This window comes from Gluconacetobacter entanii, assembly GCF_003206495.1.
Taxonomy (GTDB): domain Bacteria; phylum Pseudomonadota; class Alphaproteobacteria; order Acetobacterales; family Acetobacteraceae; genus Novacetimonas; species Novacetimonas entanii.
Genome location: NZ_NKUF01000007.1, coordinates 28,245 through 47,033 on the forward strand (window position 1 = coordinate 28,245; position 18,789 = coordinate 47,033).

Genomic DNA, 18,789 nt, shown 5'->3' on the forward strand with positions numbered 1-18,789 from the left:
CTTTGGTGGGGTTTCAGGGGCAAAGCCCCTGAGAACGCGCCCCGACCTACACCCCAACATCCACCCCATCAATCAGCCGCACCGAATCCAGCCATGCCGCCGCCAGCAGGCGCGCGGGCGCGGTGGGGGTGGCGGTGACGGGGGCAAGGTCGTGGGCGTCGCGCAGTTCGAGGTAATCCACCGACGTGAACCCGGCGGCAAGCAGCGCGTCACGGGCCTGTTGCAGGGCGGCGGCCAGATCGTCGCCCGCGGCAATGCGTTCGGCGCACTTCGTCAGCACCTGCGGCAGGATGCGCGCACGGGCGCGCCCTTCGGCCGACAGGCGGCGGTTGCGCGATGACATCGCCAGGCCGTCATCCTCGCGCCGGGTGGGGCAGGTGACGATTTCCACCGGCAGGTTCAGGTCGGCGACCATGCGGCGCACGACATGCACCTGCTGGAAATCCTTTTCGCCAAAGAACGCGCGGTCCGCCAGCGCCTGCATCAGAAGCTTGCACACCACGGTGGCCACGCCGTCGAAATGGCCGGGGCGCGCGCCACCGCACAGCCCTTCGGACACGCCGCGCACACAGATGGTAGTGGCGAAGCCGGGGGGATACATCTCGGAGGCGCTGGGGGCATACAGCACATCGACGCCCGCAGTGCGCAGCAGGGCGGCATCCGCGTCCAGCGTGCGGGGATAGGCGGCAAGGTCGGCGGCATCGTCGAACTGGATGGGATTGACGAAAACACTGACCACCACGCGGTCGCATGCCGCGCGCGCCGCGCGCACCAGCGACAGGTGCCCGTCATGCAGCGCGCCCATGGTCGGCACCATGCCCACGCGCAATCCGTCGCGTTTCCATTGCGTGACCTGCGCGCGCAGGTCGTGGACGGTGTGGGCGGTGGTCATGTGCGCGGTGGTCATGGCGGCCTGTGTCCTGTGTCCGGCAGTGGGTTGGGCGGGCGACGCGGATATGGCGCGGCCCCCGTGGATGGGTTATCCGTGCAGCGCGCGCAATATGCAAACACCACCTGCATGATGGGTCGTGACCGGCGGTTCGCTTTTCTGTTATGTTGCCGCCGTGTCCAGCAGGAGGCTTACTTGACCCGCATTGTCCACATCCTTGGCCTGTTTGCCTTCGTGCTTGCGCTTGCCGCATGTTCCCACGTCACGCCGGGCAAGGTGGACAACCGTGCCGACTGGCAGCGCTGGGGCTATGCCGAGGGGCTGAAGAAAGCCAACCCCTACTGATTCCCCGCGCGTCATGGCGGGCACGGGCGCGCGGGCCGCAGGGCCCAGGTCCCGGCCCCGGATGCGGAGTCGCCACGTCCCCGCCTGCTGCGTTTTCCCATCGCGCCCATGGCCCGGCCCATGCGCGCGCCCTTAGTGTTGGAGCCACCGGTATGTGCCGGTGAATGGTGCATGACCCTTTCTTCTTCTGATCCCGCATGGTTTCCGCTGGCGCTGCGGCTTGACGACGCGCCGGTGCTGGTCGTGGGCGGGGGCGAGGTCGCGGTGAACAAGGTGCGCCTGCTGCTGGCGCACCGGGCGCGCATTTCGGTCATCGCGACGCGGTTGGTGGCGGAGATGCGCCGCTGGTGCGAGGAGGGCGCGCTGACCCATATCGCGGCGGAGGCGTCGGACGAGGCCGTGCGCGACGCCATTCCCGGCTGCCGCCTGGTCTATGTCGCGACCGATGACCGCACGCTCAACCGCCATATCGCCGCCATCGCGCGCGACCTCAACGTGCCGGTCTGCGCCGTGGACGACCCGCTGCCATCCACCTTCATCACGCCGGCGCAGGTGCATCGCGGCCTGGTGCGCATCGCCATTTCCACCGGCGGCGCGGCCCCCGTGCTGGCGCGCCGCCTGCGTGAGCAGATCGAGGCGGCCATTCCCGACGGCACCGGCGCGCTGGCGGATTTCATGCAGGCCGAGCGTGAGCGTGTCGGCGCGGCCTGCCCCGACATCGTGCGCCGCCGCCGTGTGTGGGAGGCGTTCCTGGACGGTCCCGGCGCGCAGGCCGCCCGCAGCGGCGACATGGATCGTGCGCGCCATGTGCTTGATGCGCTGCTGTCGGGCGATGCGCCGGGGGGCGAGGTCTGGCTGGTCGGTGCGGGGCCGGGGGATCCGGACCTGCTGACGCTGCGTGCGCTGCACATGATGCAGAATGCGGATTGCGTGCTGTATGACCAACTGCTCTCCCCCGACCTGCTGGACCGGGTGCGGCGCGATGCGGAACTGGTGTTCGTGGGCAAGCGGCGCAACCGCCACACCATGCCGCAGGAGGAGATCAACGCCGAACTGGTCCGCCGTGCGCGCGCGGGCCAGCGCGTGCTGCGCCTGAAGGGGGGCGACCCGTTCGTGTTCGGCCGCGGAGGGGAGGAGATCGAGGCGCTGTTGCAATCGCACATCCCCTTCCAGGTCGTGCCGGGGATCACGGCGGCCAACGGGTGCGCGGCCTATGCCGGGATTCCGCTGACGCATCGCGACTGTGCGCAGGCGTGCATGTTCGTCACCGGCCATGCCCGCGCCGACGGGGTGCTGGACCTGCCATGGGCCAACATGGCGCGGCCGGGACAGACGATCGTCATCTATATGGGGGTTGCGGCCCTGCCGGTGCTGTGTGCCGAACTGGCGCGCCACGGCCTGCCTGCGGACTGGCCCGCCGCCATTGTCGAACGCGGCACCCGCCCGGACCAGCGCGTCCTGACCGGCACGCTGTCCAGCCTGCCGGACCTTGCACGTGACAACGGGGTCGAAAGCCCGGCGCTGATCATCGTGGGGCAGGTGGTCGAACATCGCGTGGTGTCGCCGGCTGCGGTTTCATAAAAAACGAATGAGATAAAAGTTTCCGGGTGCCGGATTTTTTCAAAAAGGCGACGTTCTTCTGAAGCTTTTTGCAAAAAGCTTCACCAGAAACTTTTTGACGATGGGTGATCTGTTTCGTGGGCGGGGGCGTGGCAACCATGGCGCGCCCCTGTCGTTCGTCAGGGTATGTTCGCGCGTCCTCTCACGGTGAAGTGAGGGGGGATGAGATTTTTATGTTGAAAATGATAATCATTATCATCTAAGGTCACGAACATGATGAACCCCTAGGGAGCCGGACATCGCGTGTCCGGAAATGCCATGTCCAGTTATGCGACCGTCCTGTCCGACCTTCCCTGTGGCGAACGACTGGCGGTATGGACCGTCCGCCGCCTTGTCGGGCCTGTGCACCCGATGCCGTCCTGTGCCGGGGGGGCGGGCCTGTCGGTCAATACGCGTTCGGCGCTGGGGCTGTTCCTGCCGTGCAACCGCCGTGAATTCGCCGATGTGGCGCAGGCTTTTCACAATGCGCTGGCATGGATGGCGCGTCATCGCCTGCCGCTGCCTGATATCGCGATGGCCGGGGTGATGCACATCACCGATGCCGAACGCCGCCTGCTGGCCGCAACGGCCGCCGCACAGGCCGGCCATGATGACGAAGCCCGCACCGCCCTGCGTGACGTCTCCAGCCATGACGGGGTGGTGGCGCGCCTGATGCCCGCGATCACGCTGCTGGGCGCATGCCTTGCGGGGGCGGGATACTGGCTGGGGGCGCGGGTGGCGCGGCCCGTGCTGCATTGCGGGCCGCATTACGTCACGTCGGCGGTGATGTCCGCATCCGGCCACGCCTGAAGGCGGGAAGTAAAAGGTTTTTGGTGGGGGTTCTGAAAAAACCTTCGCACCACGAAGTATTTTTTGGAAGTAAGGGCGGCGTCCGGAAGGGTTTTCATGAACCGGGCGCCGCCGCCATGCAGGTCATGTGGATGATGATTACCAGTGCGCGCATGGTAAAACGTCACATTGTCATCTTAACTTCATTAAACGTTCACAAACAGCACGTTTGAAAAAAACTATGTTCCCGCGCAGCAAGGAAATTGCTGTGAGGTGACATTGATGTTTGCCAGTATATCAGCCGCGTTCTTACGACATGTTCCCCGTCGCGCCAGCAGGGTGCATGTGCTGTTTCTGCTGGCTGTCGCCGCAAGCACCGGTGCCCATGCGGCCCCCCTGGTCCCCGCCACGACGGACGGGACGACAGGTGCGGCGAAAAAGAAGGCCACGCCCGTCCGTGGCACGGCAAGGCCCGCATCCACCCCCGCGCAGAAGAACGAATACATCCACGTCAACGCCACCCGTTCGACGCCCGATGGCGTGACGCTCAGCGCGCCGGGGGGCGGGCGCATGTCGGTGGAGACGCAGGCCCGGTCCCAGACGACGCTGACGCGCGATTACATCGCCAAGCAGTCGCCCACGGCGAACATCAATGCGCTGATTTCAATGGTGCCCGGCGTGGTCATGGAATCCTCGGACCCGATGGGTCTGGAAAGCGACCATATGAACATGCGCGGCCTTGACGGGTCGGAAGTCGGGTATGTGTTCGAGGGGATCCCGGCAGCCAATCCCACGACCTATGTCACCCATACGCAGATGCTGGTCGATGCGGAAAATATCGGCTCCGTAAGGGTCATACAGGGATCATCAGGTATAGATTCCCCCGTGTACTGGGCCGCGGGGGGCGAGGTCAACGCCACGATGATCGACCCATCGCACCAGATGCACGGCTACCTTTCGGCATCGGGCGGGTCATACGGGTCGAACAAGGAATTCGCCCGGTTCGAAACCGGCGACATCGGCAATACCGGCCTGCGCGGGATGGCGTCGTTTTCCTATACACGGGGCAATAACTGGTACGGGCCGGGCGGGGTCTATCGCTACCATGTGGATTCGAAGTTCACCAAGGACTGGTCGATCGGCAATACATCGCTGATTTTCGGCTATACCCGCGAAAACCAGTCCAGCTATCCCACACTGACGCAGGCGCAGTGGAATTCATGGCGCCAGACCGGCACCAGCCCTGCCTACAGCAGGGCGTATTATTTCGGGAATACGAAATGGTATGACCTGCATGTGGAGGACGAAAACGAAATCCACGTCATGCTGCCGTCCGACCTGCGCCTGACCGACAGCCTGCGCCTGCAGGTGCGTCCCTATTACATCCATCGCACCGGCCCCACGATCGGCAGTTCCATGGTCCCCGACAGCGGCGGATACATGGGAAGCCAGCAGTACGGGAATCTCGGCCTGCCCTATACGCAGTCAGGCAGCGCGACCGCCGTTGCATACAATAACTGGAAAGAGGATACCGGCGGGCTGAGTTCCGAAATCTCGTGGAGCACAAGGCATAATACGCTGTCGTTTGGCGACTGGTACCAATATACGGATTACAGCGTCCTCAATGATTATGGCGTGCTCAATGATGCGGGTGACGTGGTCGGGGGATACAACCCGGTCCGCCTGCCATCGGGACGGGTGCTGGCGACGGAGGACATGAATTACATACAGCAGGTCAATACGCTGTATGTCGCCGACACGTTCAGGGCGTTCAGCAACCGCCTGGTCATCAATGCGGCGTTCAAGGCGTCGATGGTCGGGCGGTCGGTCACCAACGACATCCCCGGCACGCAGTACAGCAACAACAAGAACTATTTCGAACCGCTGCCGCAGGTCTCACTGACCTATTTCATCACGCCGCATGACCAGGTCTATGTCAACGGCACCACGTCATACCGCATGCCCGCGTCGGCCAATGCCTATATCGACAGCTACAAGCTGACATCGCCCGATCCCACGACGACGATCGGCAACCTGAAGCCGGAATATGACATCAGCGAGGAAGTCGGTTACCGGCACACGGGACTTTTCAATGTCTCGCTTGCGCTGTTCAACATGAACCTGACGAACCACCAGGTCAGTTCGTCCGAATACCTGCCGGGTGACAATTACCTGACCAGCGTGACGCTCAATGTCGGGGGGGAGACGATCCGGGGCGTGCAGGTCGAATTCGGCATGAAGCCGTGGCACCATTTCAGTCCCTACCTATCGGGGCAGTTCCTGCACGCCACCACCGACAACAATTTCAACGCGGGCACGGATTACCTGCCCACGGCGGGAAAGACCGCGATTGCAGCCCCCAAATTCTCCGGCTCCATCGGGTTGCAGTATGATAACGGGCATTATTTCGGCAATGCCAACATCCTGTATGTGGACCGGCAGTATTCGACGCTGATGAACAATGCCTCCATCCCGTCCTACATCACCGCCAACCTGACGCTGGGCTACCGCTTCCACAGCTTCTCGCGCTTCCGCTCCCCACAGGTCCAGCTCAACATCATCAATGTGGGCGACAACCATTACCTGTCCGCGATTTCCGGTTACGGCGGCACCGCAAAGGCGATGAAGGGCATGGGAGGCAATGCCGTCAGCGCCTCCACGCCGAGTTACTGGGCCGGGTCGCCATTTTCCGTCCTGGTCAGTGTTTCAACAGGATTCTGAACCGATGTTTGCATTCATCCTGCGCCTGTCAACAATTTTCCTCGCCCTGCTGGTGATGGCGGAGGTGGCGTGGGCCGACGATGCCGCCACCGCCGCCACGGTCCTTGCGCATATGGAGGCGGGCGAAGCGCATCAGGGTGTCACCAACGACGCGCAACATGTCTATGCCATTTCCAACAGCACGATCGGCAAGTATGACCGCGCCAGCGGCAAAAGGGTGGCCGCATGGTCGGGCGACCCGCAGGTGTTCATCCATATCAACAGTTGCGAAATGGTGTCGGGGCGGATGGCCTGCGCCATGTCGAACTTCCCGAACGTGCCGATGGACAGTTCGGTCGAATGGTTCGACCCCGCGACGATGCGCCATGTCCGCAGCCACAGCTTTGGTCCCGGCCATGGGTCGCTGACATGGATCGACTGGCATGACGGGTTCTGGTGGGCGTGCTTTGCCAATTACACCGCAACGGGGGGCGAGGCCGGGCGGGGCACGCAATCGACGGTCCTGGTGAAATATTCAGCGGATTTCGTGGAACGCGAATCGTGGCTGTTCCCGCGTGACGTGCTGGACCGCTTTGGGGATTTCAGCGCATCCGGCGGGCGGTGGGGGCGTGACGGGATGCTGTATGTCACGGGCCATACACGCCCGGAGATGTATGTGCTGCGCCTGCCCGAGGCCGGGGGCCGTCTGGTGCATGTCCGCACGATCACCCTGCCCACGGGCGGGCAGGCCTTCGACTGGGACGCCACGCGCCCCGATACGGTCTGGACCATCAGCCGTGACAAGGCGGAACTGGTGCAAAGCCGCCTGCCCTGAATGTGTGGGCGTCGCGTGCATGAAGAATCCGGGCTCTGCCCGGACCCGGCAGGGATCGCGATCCCTGCACCCTGATTCGTTTAAAAGTCCTGGTTTCCAAAGGGTAATACCCTTTGGTGGGGGTTCGAGGGCGAAGCCCCTTAGGACGTCGGTGCACGCACTACCCGGGCTCTGCCCGGACCCGGCAGGGATCGCGATCCCTGCACCCTGATCCGTTAAAAGTCCTGGTTTCCAAAGGGTAATACCCTTTGGTGGGGGTTCGGGGGCAAAGCCCCTGAAGACAATGCCGCACGCAACACCCGGGCTCTGCCCGGACCCGGCAGGGATCACGATCCCTGCACCCTGATCCGTTTAAAAGTCATGGTTTCCAAAGGGCAATGCCCTTTGGCGGGGTGCAGGGGCAGCGCCCCTGCGGCGTCATGCTTTACTCTTCGGTACAGGTGGCCGGATCGGGACCGGTGCGGTGGTTGCCGTCGATGGTGGCGAGGTCGCTCATGTCGGCATCGGACAGTTCGAAATCAAAGATCTCGATATTCGCCTTCATGCGGGCGGGGTGTGCGCTCTTGGGCAGGGGGACGGCGCCCATCTGCACCACCCAGCGCAGCAGCACCTGCGCCGGGGTGCGGTTGTGGCGCTGCGCCACGCGGCCGACGACCGGGTTTTCCAGCACGCTGCCACGGCCCAGCGGGCTCCATGCCTCGGTCAGAATGCCAAGCTTCTTGTGCACAGCCAGCGCTTCTTTCTGCGCGAAATCGGCGTGCATCTCGATCTGGTTGACGGCGGGGGTGACGCCGGTGGCGTCGATGATGCGCGTCAGGTGTTCGGGCAGGAAGTTCGACACCCCGATGGAGCGCACGCGCCCGTCCTTCTGCAACTGCACCAGCGCCTTCCAGCTTTCGACATACAGGTCCTTCATCGGCAGGGGCCAGTGGATCAGGTAGAGGTCGATATAGCTCATCTTCAGGCGCTGCAGGCTGGCGTCGAAGGCGCGCATCGTGCTGTCATACCCCTGGTCGCGACCGCGAAGCTTCGTGGTGACGAAGATGTCGGTGCGCCCCACGTCGAAGCTGAGCAGCCCGGTGCCCACGCCCGATTCGTTGCCATAGTTGGCGGCGGTGTCGAACAGGCGGTATCCGCAGGTCAGCGCCTCGCGCACGGCGGCCTCGGCCTGCGGGTTGTCCAGCGGGTAGGTGCCATAGCCGATCGCGGGGATCTTGTAGCCATCATTCAGGGAAAGCAGGGGAATGTTCTGCATGTGTCGGTTCCTTCGCCTCGCAAAGTGTTCCGGCCTGCGGGACGTGCCAGGGAGGGCGCGCCGCCACGTGGAGCGACCGGAGGGATGGAGTAGCCTGTCCCCAGACTAACGCCCTGAAGGTGGATCAGTTTAATGCCCGGTTTTCAGGACAGCCCTGCGTATGCTTCATTGTGCCAAAAGGATAGCTGCCATGAACCAGACACCCAACGACCCCACTCCCGACGCGGTGCAGGCCCTGCACCGTTCGATCCTGACGCTCGACACCCATGTCGATATCCCCTGGCCCGACCGGGGCGATTTCGCCACGGGGTCTGACGCGCGCTGTTCCGACCTGCCGAAGATGCGCGCGGGCGGCATGGGGGCGGCGTGCCTTGTCGCCTATGTGGGGCAGGGCGCGGTCAGTGACGCGGGACATGCCGCCGCCTCGGCCAAGGCGCTGGCGATGCTCGAGGTCATCAACGGCACGGGCGACCTGTCCGGCGTGCGGGTGTGTGACACCGCCGACGCCCTGCTGGCCGCGCATGCGGCGGGCGACATCGCGATCATCCCGGCGGTGGAAAATGGCTACACCATCGGGCAGGACATCGGCCTGCTGGCGCGGTTCCGCGCGCTTGGCACGCGCTACATGACGCTGACGCACAACGGGCACAACGCGCTGGCGGATTCCGCGCGGCCGATGGCCCACCTGGGGGACGAGGCGGAACCGCATGGTGGGCTGTCGGCGCTGGGGCGCGCGGCGGTGGCGGAAATGAACCGCCTTGGCATGCTGGTCGATGTGTCGCACACGTCGCGCAAGACGATGATGCAGGCGGTCGAACTGTCGCGCGCGCCGGTCTTTGCCAGCCATTCATGCGTGCGCGCCCTGTGCGACCATCCGCGCAACCTCGATGACGGGCAGTTGGATGCGCTCAAGGCGTGCGGCGGGGTGATCCACATCACCGCCATGGATGCGTTCCTGTGCCCGCGCGACGTGCGCCAGACCCACCGCGTGGGCGTGGCCGACTTCGTGGACCATATCGATTACGCGGTGAAGCGCATCGGCATCGCGCATGTCGGCATCTCCTCCGACTTTGACGGCGGCGGCGGGATCGAGGGATGGGCCAACGCGGCGCAGGCCCCCAACCTGACGGCCGAACTGATGCGCCGTGGGTACGACCGTGCGCAGGTCGCGGCCCTGTGGGGGGGCAATTTCGTGCGCATCCTGCGCCAGGCGGAGGAAGTGGCGGCGGCCACGCCCGCGTAAAACGCATCCCCGCCCCAAACACATCCCCCCCGTGGGCGTTGGGGCCTGCGGGCATGTCCCGGCCTGCCGCCGCGCTCTGGATTTGCGGGGGGGGAGGGGGTATACCCGCATCCGTCAAACATCAAATCAGGACAGGTCATGACGACAGATTACAAGGTTAAGGACATCTCCCTCGCGGATTGGGGACGCAAGGAAATTGCCATCGCCGAAGGGGAAATGCCCGGCCTGATGGACCTGCGCGAGGAATATGGCAAGTCCAAGCCGCTGAAGGGCGCGCGCATCGCAGGCTGCCTGCACATGACCATCCAGACCGCCGTCCTGATCGAGACGCTGACGGCGCTTGGCGCCACGGTGCGCTGGTCCTCGTGCAACATCTTCTCCACCCAGGACCAGGCCGCCGCCGCCATCGCCGCGACCGGCGTGCCCGTGTTCGCGTGGAAGGGCCTGAGCGAGGACGAATTCTGGTGGTGCATCGAACAGACCATCAAGGGCCCCGATGGCTGGACGCCGAACATGATCCTCGACGATGGCGGGGACCTGACGACGCTGATGCACGAAAAGTATCCGGAGATGCTCAATGACGTGCGCGGTGTCTCCGAAGAGACGACGACCGGCGTGCATCGCCTGTGGGACATGGCCAAGAAGGGCCTGCTGAAGGTCCCGGCCATCAACGTCAACGACAGCGTGACGAAGTCGAAGTTCGACAACCTGTATGGCTGCCGCGAAAGCCTGGTGGACGCGATCCGTCGCGGCACCGACGTCATGATGGCGGGCAAGGTCGCGGTCGTCGCGGGCTATGGCGACGTGGGCAAGGGGTCTGCCGCCTCCCTGCGCAACGCGGGCTGCCGCGTGCTGGTGACCGAGGTCGATCCCATCTGCGCGCTGCAGGCCGCGATGGAAGGCTATGAGGTCGTGACGATGGAAGAAGGCGCGCCGCGCGGCGACATCTTCGTCACCGCGACGGGCAACGAGGACGTCATCACCATCGACCACATGCGCGAGATGAAGAACCGCGCCATCGTGTGCAACATCGGGCATTTCGATTCCGAAATCCAGATCAGCGCACTGCGCAACTTCAAGTGGGAAAACATCAAGCCGCAGGTGGACGAGGTCATCTTCCCCGACGGCAAGCGCCTGATCGTCCTGTCCGAAGGCCGCCTTGTGAACCTTGGCAACGCCACGGGCCACCCGTCCTTCGTCATGTCCGCGTCGTTCACCAACCAGACGCTGGCGCAGATCGACCTGTGGACCGCGCCCGAAGGCAAGTACGAAAACAAGGTCTACACCCTGCCCAAGCACCTCGACGAGAAGGTGGCCTTCCTCCACCTCGCCAAGGTCGGCGCGCACCTGTCGAAGCTGTCGAAGAAGCAGGCCGACTATATCGGCGTGCCCGTCGCCGGGCCGTTCAAGAATGATCTGTATCGTTACTAAGCCCGTTCGCGTCTGCTATAACGAAACCGAGAGGCCCGGCATCCCTGCCTGGCACATCCGGAATTAAGGGTACGATTTCATGAGCATTTTTGGCACGATTCTCTCCAAGATCTTTGGTTCTTCCGAAGCCAAGGCCGCAACCCCCGCCGCTGGTGCCGCGCCGGCCACCGGTGCTGCCGCAACGCCTGCCGCTGCCGCCACGACGCCTGCCGCCGCCCCTGCTGCGCCGGCCGCACCGGTTGACGTCAACGCGGTCCTGAGCGCCATGGCCGCGAAGAACCCCGAAAAGCTGAACTGGCAGACCTCCATCGTTGACCTGCTCAAGCTGCTGGGCCTCGACAGTTCCCTTGCCGCGCGCAAGGAACTGGCGGCGGAACTGCATTACACGGGCGACACCAACGATTCCGCCGCGATGAACATCTGGCTGCAGGCCCAGGTGCTCAAGAAGCTGGCGGAAAATGGCGGCAAGGTCTCCCCCGACCTGATGAAGTAATTTTCACGCCCGACTTTCGGGGCGGAACCGGGCGGCCATCGCTGGGCCGGCGGGTTCCGCCCTTTTTGCGTACCCCATCGCAAGGCGCGCCGCCGTCTGTTGCGCCCGTGTGGCCATCGTGCAAGATGGGGCAACGTCCGCCCGTGGCCTTCCGGATGCAGTGCCCATGTCCGACATGCTTTCCCCCGTCCCGAACGCCCCGACGCCGGAGCCTGCCTCCGCCCCGTTCCCGGAAGCGGACGGCCTGGTGTGGGCCATCGCCTGCCGTCCCGGCCACAAGCCGGAGAAGCTGGACGCCGCGGGGGTGGCGCGCGCGCTGGCGGGGGATCCGCCGCCCGTCCCCGATACGTGGGTGTGGCTGCATTACGATATCGTCCACACCGCCACGCGCGCGCGCATGCAGGCGATTCCCTGCCTGCCGGAGGAGGCGCGCGCGGCGCTGGGCAATATCGACCGTGGCACCCGGCTGGAGGTGGAGGGCGACATCGTCTATGGCGCGCTGCCGGGTTTCGACGACAGCATGTCCGAGGATGACAAGAACCTGTCGGCGTGGCGGTTCGCGGTGCTGCCGGACCTGCTGATCACCACGCGCCGCCAGCCTGTGCCCGCCCTTGGGCTGGTCTATCGCTACATGCAGCGTGGCGAGCCGTTTACCTCCCCGGCGGAGGTGGTGGACCGCACGCTTCTGGAATTCGCGGACACGGTGCGGCGTAACATCGCGCTGCTGGACGATCACCTCGACCGGGCGGAGGACCTTCTGCTGACGCTGGACCAGCATACGGATTTCGGGCGCATCAGCGGCCTGATCGGGCGGGTGCGGCGGCGTTCGACCGAACTGCGGCGCGTCATCTCCCCCGTGGACCGCATGTTCCGCAGCGAGGACCTCGAACTGCCCGAATGGGCGGAGGACGACCTGCGCGACCGTTCGCAGCGCCAGATCCATGCGGCCCTCGATGACCTTCTCGCGCTGCAGGACCGTGCGCGTTCGTTGCAGGACGAACTCGCCTCCGGCCAGGCGGAGGAGACGAACCGGCGGCTGTATACCGTGTCCATCGTGACGACGCTGATGCTGCCCGCGACGTTCGTCACCGGCTTTTTCGGCATGAATACCGGCGGCATGTTCCTGGCCGAAGGGCGCGCCGGCACGATCGAGGCGGGGTGCATCTGCTTCCTGTTCATGGTCATCACGTGGCTGCTGCTCAAGCTGATGAAGCTGCTCTAGCGCGCGGACCCGGCCATGCAGCGCGGGGCGGACGGCGTTGCATCGGTCGCATGGGGTGGTGTAACAAGGGCGGGCCCGCCATTTCATCGCGATGGTGGACCACCCCCGGCATGCCCGGACCATCGCAGCAGGATCACAGCGGCCCATGTCCCCTTCGCTTCTTGCGGAAAACCCTGTTTCGTCCTTTTCGCGGTCATGTTCGCGGGCGGGGCGGTGGCTTTCGCTGGTGCTGCTGGTCGCGCTGGCCGCCTGCGCGGGCCAGCCGCACGAGGCCCGGATGTCGGAGGCGCAGATGATGCAGGAGGCCGACAGCTATCGCGCCCGCGCGCGCCAGAACTATACCCCGCCCGGCCCGCCGGAGGATCCGTGGGGGCCATACATCACCGAGGCGGCGAAGCGTTTCGACGTGCCCGACCTGTGGATCCGCGCGGTGATGCAGCGCGAATCCGGCGGGCATCTTTTCCATAACGGGCAGTTCGTGACGTCACAGCCCGGGGCGATGGGGCTGATGCAGTTGATGCCCCCCACCTATGACGAGATGCGCAGGCGCTACGACCTTGGGGCGGATGCGTACGAACCGCATGACAACATCATCGCGGGCACGGCCTACCTGCGGCAGATGTATGACATCTATGGCTCGCCGGGGTTCCTTGCGGCCTATAACAGCGGGCCGGGGCGGCTGGATGATTTCATCGACCGCAGCCACACCCTCCCGCGTGAAACGCGCGAGTATGTGGCCTATATCGGCCCGCGCATCGCCGGGGTGTCGCCGGTCAACCGTTCGCAGGCCGACCTGATGATCGAGGCGCGGTCACAGGCGCGCGCGCAGTCGCGCGGGTCGTCATATCGCCACGGGCGACAGGTGATCGGCGCGGACCAGCCATTGCAGGTGGCCGAGGCGCCCTCGGCCGAGAGCGCGGCCGTCCGCGCGGCATGGAGTGCGCGTGAAAAGGCGGGGCAGGTGCCGATGACGGCGGTGGGCGCGCATCCCACCATCGTGATGGACGCCGCCAACTGGGCGGTGCAGGTCGGGGCATACGGATCGCGTCCCCAGGCGTTGCAGGCCCTGCAGCATGCCCGCGCCAGTGCCGCGCTGCGGGGTGCGCGTGAACAGGTCGATTCGGTAACCGCGGGCCGGGGGCGCATCTATCGCGCGCGCCTGCTGGGCCTGTCGCATGCCAGCGCACTGCAGGCATGCCAGAAGCTGGGCAGCCATGCCTGTCAGGTCATGGGGCCGATTTCCGGGTCCTGAGGACGCAGGTGGGGGCGCATGCCCATGGTGGCACGATGCATGACGGGATGAAGTGAATGAAATATTTCTACAGGCGTCCGCGATGGTCGTGGATGGGCATCATCATGCCGCTGGTGGCGGTCATGGCCTTTGCCGGGATTGTCGCGTGGTCCAGCGCGCGCGCCGCCCTGCCCGCGGGCAGCAGCGCGCCGATGTTCGTCGCCCCCGCCGCGCAGGCAGGCAAGGAGTTCAGCTTCCACCTTGCCGATGCGCTGCGCAACGGGCCGGTGGTGGTGTATTTCTATCCCGCCGCCTTCACCCGTGGCTGCACCATAGAGGCCCACGAGTTTGCCGAGGCAATGGACAGCTACCACGAACTGGGTGCCAGCGTGATCGGGGTGTCGATGGACGACATCAAGACGCTCGACAGGTTTTCGGTCAGCGAATGCCATGGCCGCTTCCCCGTTGCGTCCGACCCGACGGGGACGATCGCGCGGCTGTATGATTCGCGCATGCCGGTGGTCCATTACGCCAGCCGCACGTCCTATGTCATCGCCCCCGATGGCAAGATCATCTTCACCTACAGCGCCATGTCGCCGGACGAACATGTCCGCCGCACGCTCGACGCCATCAGGGCGTGGCGCGCGGGACAGCCCGTGCCCGGCAAATAACAGACTGAAAACGAACAGAAGTTTTTGGTGAAGCTTTTTCCAAAAAGCTTCAGGAACGTCGCCTTATCTAAAAAAAGGCGACACCCGAAAACTTCCGGATGATTTTCAGGCCCCCCCCCGGCATCGCAGCCCCCCCGCATTGACTTGCCCGGTGCGCCCTGCGATGAAGCCGGGCGTTGCATGCGAAGGAAGCCGGTGGAAATCCGGTGCGGTCGCGCCACTGTAAGCGCTGGATGCCAGCGCCAAGCCAGACCCTTTGCATGATGTCCTTCTGTCCATCCACCGGGGACGCGATTTCCCCGCAGGAGTCATAATATGTCCATTGTCTTCCTTTCCCCCTCCCGGGTGCGGGCCTGATGGCCGGGCGCGTGCTGCTGCGCGGGATGCTGGCGGGGATTCTCGCGGCGTTCCTTGCCTTCGGTTTTGCCCGCGTGGTGGGTGAGCCGCAGGTCGATCGCGCCATCGCCATCGAGGCCGCGCACGACGCGGCGGCAGGCGAACCACCGGAGGAGGAACTGGTCAGCCGCAGGGTGCAGTCCACCCTTGGCCTGCTGACGGCGGCGGTGATGTATGGCGCGGCCTATGGCGGGGTGTTCGCGCTGGCCTTTGCCGTGGCCCATGGCCGGGTGGGGCGGGTGTCGCCGCGCATGCTGGCCCTGCTGCTGGCGGGGGCGGGGTTCGTGGCCGTCGTGCTGGTGCCGGACCTGAAATATCCCGCCAACCCGCCCGCCGTCGGCCATGCGGAGACGATCGGCATGCGCACGGCGGCCTATTTCGAGATGGTGGTCTTCTCGCTGTGCGCGATGATCCTGTCGGTGCTGGCGGGGCGTTCGCTGCTGGCGCGCATGGATGTCTGGTCGGCGTGGCTGTGTGGCGGTGCGCTGTTCATCGTGCTGGTGACGGTGCTGCAACTGACGCTGCCCGATATCAGCGAGGTCCCGGCCGATTTCCCCGCGGCCTTGCTGTGGCGCTTCCGCGAGGGGGCGCTGGGCATGCAGGTCGTGCTGTGGGGGGCGCTTGGCCTTGTGTTCGGTGCGCTGGTGAACCGCATGCCCGAACTGCGGGGGCGGGCGTAAGTCTGTTTTTTCGCGAAACAGGTAGGTGAAGAATAAAAGTTTCTGGGTGTCGCCTTTTTTTAAAGGCGACATCTTTTGAAGCTTTTTGGAAAAAGCTTCACCAAAAACTTCTTTTACTTTTCAATCGGTTGTCTTACGGGGCCTGCATCACGCTGGTCCACATGGCCTGCAGCTTCTGGTTCATGTCTGGCGAAAGCTGCGGCAGCATGCGGGTGGCCGCGATCTGCGCTGGCTGCTCGTCCCAGTGCAGGGCGGCCTTGATCGGCGGATCCAGCGGCGTGCGCATGTCGGCCGGCATCACCCAGTAGCACGAGGACGTCGCCAGGTGCGCCTGCGCCTGCGGCGTGCGCAGGTATTTCGCAAAGCGCAGCGCCATGTCCCTGCGCTGCGAGGAGGAGAGGATCGCCACCGCCTGCTGCCAGCGCAGCGCGCCCTGTTGCGGGATCAGGTAGGTCAGGGTCGGATGCGCGGACAGGACCGGCGGGGGCGCAGGCGGCGTGGCGACCGCCACCGGGGCCGGGGCGGCGGCCGGGTGCGCGCCGGGCGGCAGGGGCGGGGCGTCGTCATCGTCGCCATCACTGTCATCCGCGTCGTCCTGCGTGGGGGTGCCCCGCGTTGCGGCCGGGGCGGGTTCCCCCTTCTGCACCGCGCCGTCATGGCCGATGCCCGCCGTGGTCCATGCGCCGCCGCCGACCACGATGTCCACCTGCCCGTCGGCCAGCGCCTGCTGCACCGTGGCCATGTCGCCCACGATGGCGGCGTTCGCCTTCAGCGCCACAAGCTTCGCCTGCAGCGCCGGCAGGTCTTCGTCCGACAGGCTGGCGGGATCCCTGCCCAGCGCCAGAGCGATGTAGGACAGCACCGGCAGCCATGAATCATAGATCGCGATATGGCCCTGGTACTGCGGCTTCCAGATCTCGTTGATGTCCGACAGCGCCTGCGCCGACACCTTCGCCTGGTCGAAGGCGAGGGCGAAATACCCGAACTTCTCCGGCACGGCATACAGGTGGCCGTCGAACGATCCCGCCTGCGGGTCGGCCACGGCGGCGGGGATGCCGGTGGTGGGGAAATCCGCCGGGTCCAGCGGCATCAGCATGCCGTTGCGCGCCATGGGCATCAGTTCCGTCTCGTCGGTTGCGACAAGGTCCCAGTCACCAGGCTGGGCCTGCCGGATGATGGACATGACGGAATCCACCGTGTCGATGTCGCGGAAATGCACCTGCACGGCGTTTTCCTGCTCGAACGGGCGCAGCAGTTCGGGGTCCTCGTGGTCGCAGCTTGTCAGGATGTTGAGCACATCGTCGCGCGCATGGGCCGTGGGGCAGGCAAGTGGTGTCGTGGCAAGCAGAACAGCCGTGGCGGCGGATAACAGGCCGTAACCGGACCATCCGGACATCAGGGGGCACTCCTTGGGCTTGGGGATTCAGGGCAAGAGGGGGAGCACGCAGGCCCCCCGTTACAGAGGTCCCGTGGACAGGGTCGGGGCGTGCCGACGGATGGTAAGGGGCCGCGATGCGCAATCGCGAAACCGTGTCCTTCATACCTGATAATGCCGTGCGGGGAGGATGCGACAAAAAAATATTTTATGGAACCGTGTCATGGCCACCTTTATCGTTACGCAAAGTATCGTCCCGTCCCTGCCGGCCCCCGGCGGGGCGGGGCGTACTTGACGCGCCCGAAGGTGGCGGCTACGTCCGGACACAGGGCCGGCGCGCACCCGCATGCGGTGCAGGCCGCAAGCGGGTCGGTCCCGCCACAGTAGCGCTCCACCCCGATCGCGACGCCTGTCGGCGCGGTCTGTCCCACCTGTCTATGGATAGGGCATGATTGCCGATTTCATTCAGCGCCGCATCCTGCGACGTCGCGATACTTCCGCCACACCCACGCCACAGCCGCGCGCCACGCGCGAACGTCGCGCCATCGCCCCCGTGACATCGCGCGACATCGCGGATATCGCGGCGCTGCGCATCCATCCGTCCGGGCCGTGGCGCGAACGCGCGCGTACCCTGCGGGGGATCGGCCGCCTGGCCGCCATCACGGTCTTGGTGCCGCTGTCGGTCGGGTTCGAGGCGGTGCTGCTGCTGGTGCCCGGCACGGCGAAGATCCGCTGGACGCGCTTCGTCTGGGGGGGCTTGTGCTTCCTGCTGTCGCTGAAGATCCGCGTCATCGGGCGCAGGGCGGGGTCGGTTGGCGGCGCGCGGGCGCGCGCACGCGGCGAACGGCCGGTAATCTATGTCTCCAACCATTCCTCGTGGCTGGACGTGCCGGTGCTAGGCACCGTGCTGCCATCGAATTTCGTCGCCAAGGGCGATATCGAGAAATGGCCCATCATGGGCCTCGTCTCACGCATTGGCCGGACCATCTTCGTCAGCCGCCAGCGCAGCACCACCGGGCGCGAACGTGACGAGATGATGGACCGCCTGATCGGGGGCGACAACCTCGTGCTGTTCCCCGAGGGCACGTCGTCGGACGGGTCGCGCGTGCTGCCGTTCATGTCGGCCTTCTTCGCCATTGCAAAGCTGCCCCGCGTCCCGCGCGGGCGGGAGGACACGCCGGAGGCCCAGGCCATGCGCCAGCACCCGCCGTGGATGACGCCGCTGATCCAGCCGGTTTCCGTCGTGTATGACCGGCTGGAGGGGCTGCCGGTCAACCGCGCCCGCCGCCCGGTCTTTGCCTGGTATGGCGACATGGAGCTTGGCCCCCATGTGTGGCAACTGGTGAAATGGCGGTCCATGCGCGCGACCGTGATGCTGCACCCGGCACTCGACCCCGATGATTTCCCCAGCCGCAAGGCGCTGGCGCAGGCCGCGTGGCGCGCCGTGTCGCAGGGGGCGGCGGAACTGCGCCAGAACGCGGAACAGGATGCGCAGGCGTGCGAATATGCCTGCCGGCCGCTGGGCGGGCTGCTGCCGCAGGACTTCCGCAGGCCCTGAATGCAGCGGACGCATGTCGCCGTAGTGTAAAATAATACCCCTTAAATATTGTAAACATCGTAAACATTGAGGCATAT

General features: G+C 65.4%; 16 protein-coding genes and 1 riboswitch. Of the genes, 13 read left to right on the plus strand and 3 right to left on the minus strand.

The features are described 5' to 3' along the window. Window positions 1-46 precede the first annotated feature (46 nt). Window positions 47-907 carry a pantoate--beta-alanine ligase gene (gene panC, locus CFR72_RS04940; RefSeq protein WP_244182179.1) on the minus strand — a complete coding sequence of 287 codons (861 nt, stop codon included), beginning with the start codon at window positions 905-907 and terminating at the stop codon, window positions 47-49. Window positions 908-1,084: 177 nt separating this feature from the next. Between panC and CFR72_RS17485 the strand changes: the two genes are divergently transcribed. The 5 genes from CFR72_RS17485 to CFR72_RS04970 all read left to right on the plus strand — a co-directional run bounded on the left by CFR72_RS17485 (window position 1,085) and on the right by CFR72_RS04970 (window position 7,157). Beyond that, window positions 1,085-1,234 (plus strand): hypothetical protein, encoded by a 150-nt coding sequence (locus CFR72_RS17485; RefSeq protein ID WP_167400303.1) that lies wholly within the window; start codon window positions 1,085-1,087, stop codon window positions 1,232-1,234. Window positions 1,235-1,405: 171 nt separating this feature from the next. Then, on the plus strand, window positions 1,406-2,815 hold the full coding sequence (gene cysG / locus CFR72_RS04950; RefSeq protein ID WP_110912919.1) for a siroheme synthase CysG: 1,410 nt from the start codon (window positions 1,406-1,408) through the stop codon (window positions 2,813-2,815). A gap of 297 nt (window positions 2,816-3,112) precedes the next feature. Next, the gene (locus CFR72_RS04960) at window positions 3,113-3,643 is read left to right on the plus strand and encodes a hypothetical protein (RefSeq protein ID WP_146220651.1); all 531 of its coding nucleotides are present in this window, start codon (window positions 3,113-3,115) and stop codon (window positions 3,641-3,643) included. Between the two features lie 324 nt (window positions 3,644-3,967). Continuing rightward, on the plus strand, window positions 3,968-6,343 hold the full coding sequence (locus CFR72_RS04965) for a TonB-dependent receptor (protein ID WP_167400304.1): 2,376 nt from the start codon (window positions 3,968-3,970) through the stop codon (window positions 6,341-6,343). Between the two features lie 4 nt (window positions 6,344-6,347). After that, complete coding sequence (locus CFR72_RS04970; RefSeq protein ID WP_110912923.1) at window positions 6,348-7,157, plus strand: NUDIX hydrolase; 810 nt, start codon at window positions 6,348-6,350, stop codon at window positions 7,155-7,157. A gap of 424 nt (window positions 7,158-7,581) precedes the next feature. On the opposite strand, the gene CFR72_RS04975 is transcribed toward CFR72_RS04970, so the two are convergent. Next, window positions 7,582-8,412, minus strand: coding sequence for an aldo/keto reductase (locus CFR72_RS04975; protein WP_110912924.1), 831 nt, complete (start codon window positions 8,410-8,412; stop codon window positions 7,582-7,584). Window positions 8,413-8,602: 190 nt separating this feature from the next. On the opposite strand from CFR72_RS04975, the gene CFR72_RS04980 reads away from it, so the two are divergent. The 7 genes from CFR72_RS04980 to CFR72_RS05010 all read left to right on the plus strand — a co-directional run bounded on the left by CFR72_RS04980 (window position 8,603) and on the right by CFR72_RS05010 (window position 15,779). Continuing rightward, a complete protein-coding gene (locus CFR72_RS04980; RefSeq protein WP_110912925.1) occupies window positions 8,603-9,655 on the plus strand; it encodes a dipeptidase in 1,053 nt (350 codons plus the stop codon). A gap of 138 nt (window positions 9,656-9,793) precedes the next feature. Continuing rightward, complete coding sequence (ahcY, locus tag CFR72_RS04985) at window positions 9,794-11,086, plus strand: adenosylhomocysteinase (RefSeq protein ID WP_110912926.1); 1,293 nt, start codon at window positions 9,794-9,796, stop codon at window positions 11,084-11,086. 79 nt (window positions 11,087-11,165) lie between these two features. Continuing rightward, window positions 11,166-11,579, plus strand: a complete 414-nt coding sequence (locus CFR72_RS04990) for a DUF3597 domain-containing protein (protein ID WP_110912927.1) — start codon at window positions 11,166-11,168, stop codon at window positions 11,577-11,579. A gap of 175 nt (window positions 11,580-11,754) precedes the next feature. Continuing rightward, the gene (locus tag CFR72_RS04995; RefSeq protein WP_227744270.1) at window positions 11,755-12,801 is read left to right on the plus strand and encodes a CorA family divalent cation transporter; all 1,047 of its coding nucleotides are present in this window, start codon (window positions 11,755-11,757) and stop codon (window positions 12,799-12,801) included. A gap of 145 nt (window positions 12,802-12,946) precedes the next feature. Beyond that, a complete protein-coding gene (locus tag CFR72_RS05000; RefSeq protein ID WP_110912929.1) occupies window positions 12,947-14,053 on the plus strand; it encodes a lytic transglycosylase domain-containing protein in 1,107 nt (368 codons plus the stop codon). 56 nt (window positions 14,054-14,109) lie between these two features. Beyond that, window positions 14,110-14,703 (plus strand): peroxiredoxin, encoded by a 594-nt coding sequence (locus tag CFR72_RS05005; RefSeq protein ID WP_110912930.1) that lies wholly within the window; start codon window positions 14,110-14,112, stop codon window positions 14,701-14,703. Between the two features lie 158 nt (window positions 14,704-14,861). After that, window positions 14,862-15,015, plus strand: a riboswitch (adenosylcobalamin (AdoCbl) riboswitch). A 44-nt stretch (window positions 15,016-15,059) separates the two neighbouring features. Beyond that, window positions 15,060-15,779 carry a CbtA family protein gene (locus tag CFR72_RS05010; RefSeq protein ID WP_110912931.1) on the plus strand — a complete coding sequence of 240 codons (720 nt, stop codon included), beginning with the start codon at window positions 15,060-15,062 and terminating at the stop codon, window positions 15,777-15,779. 133 nt (window positions 15,780-15,912) lie between these two features. Here the strand turns inward: CFR72_RS05010 and CFR72_RS05015 are convergent, their stop codons facing one another. Then, window positions 15,913-17,175, minus strand: a complete 1,263-nt coding sequence (locus tag CFR72_RS05015) for an ABC transporter substrate-binding protein (protein ID WP_110912932.1) — start codon at window positions 17,173-17,175, stop codon at window positions 15,913-15,915. 427 nt (window positions 17,176-17,602) lie between these two features. On the opposite strand from CFR72_RS05015, the gene CFR72_RS05020 reads away from it, so the two are divergent. Continuing rightward, window positions 17,603-18,712, plus strand: coding sequence for a lysophospholipid acyltransferase family protein (locus CFR72_RS05020; protein WP_110912933.1), 1,110 nt, complete (start codon window positions 17,603-17,605; stop codon window positions 18,710-18,712). The last annotated feature ends 77 nt before the right edge of the window (window positions 18,713-18,789 follow it).

Coding starts and splice junctions, on each gene's coding strand:
- CFR72_RS04980 (WP_110912925.1), top strand. CDS start 8,603: ATGAACCAGACACCCAACGACCCCACTCCCGACGCGGTGCAGGCCCTG.
- CFR72_RS04970 (WP_110912923.1), top strand. CDS start 6,348: ATGTTTGCATTCATCCTGCGCCTGTCAACAATTTTCCTCGCCCTGCTG.
- ahcY (WP_110912926.1), top strand. CDS start 9,794: ATGACGACAGATTACAAGGTTAAGGACATCTCCCTCGCGGATTGGGGA.
- CFR72_RS04960 (WP_146220651.1), top strand. CDS start 3,113: ATGTCCAGTTATGCGACCGTCCTGTCCGACCTTCCCTGTGGCGAACGA.
- CFR72_RS05005 (WP_110912930.1), top strand. CDS start 14,110: ATGAAATATTTCTACAGGCGTCCGCGATGGTCGTGGATGGGCATCATC.
- CFR72_RS04975 (WP_110912924.1), bottom strand. CDS start 8,412: ATGCAGAACATTCCCCTGCTTTCCCTGAATGATGGCTACAAGATCCCC.
- CFR72_RS04990 (WP_110912927.1), top strand. CDS start 11,166: ATGAGCATTTTTGGCACGATTCTCTCCAAGATCTTTGGTTCTTCCGAA.
- CFR72_RS05000 (WP_110912929.1), top strand. CDS start 12,947: ATGTCCCCTTCGCTTCTTGCGGAAAACCCTGTTTCGTCCTTTTCGCGG.
- cysG (WP_110912919.1), top strand. CDS start 1,406: ATGACCCTTTCTTCTTCTGATCCCGCATGGTTTCCGCTGGCGCTGCGG.
- CFR72_RS05010 (WP_110912931.1), top strand. CDS start 15,060: ATGGCCGGGCGCGTGCTGCTGCGCGGGATGCTGGCGGGGATTCTCGCG.
- CFR72_RS04995 (WP_227744270.1), top strand. CDS start 11,755: ATGCTTTCCCCCGTCCCGAACGCCCCGACGCCGGAGCCTGCCTCCGCC.
- CFR72_RS05015 (WP_110912932.1), bottom strand. CDS start 17,175: ATGTCCGGATGGTCCGGTTACGGCCTGTTATCCGCCGCCACGGCTGTT.
- CFR72_RS05020 (WP_110912933.1), top strand. CDS start 17,603: ATGATTGCCGATTTCATTCAGCGCCGCATCCTGCGACGTCGCGATACT.
- panC (WP_244182179.1), bottom strand. CDS start 907: ATGACCACCGCGCACATGACCACCGCCCACACCGTCCACGACCTGCGC.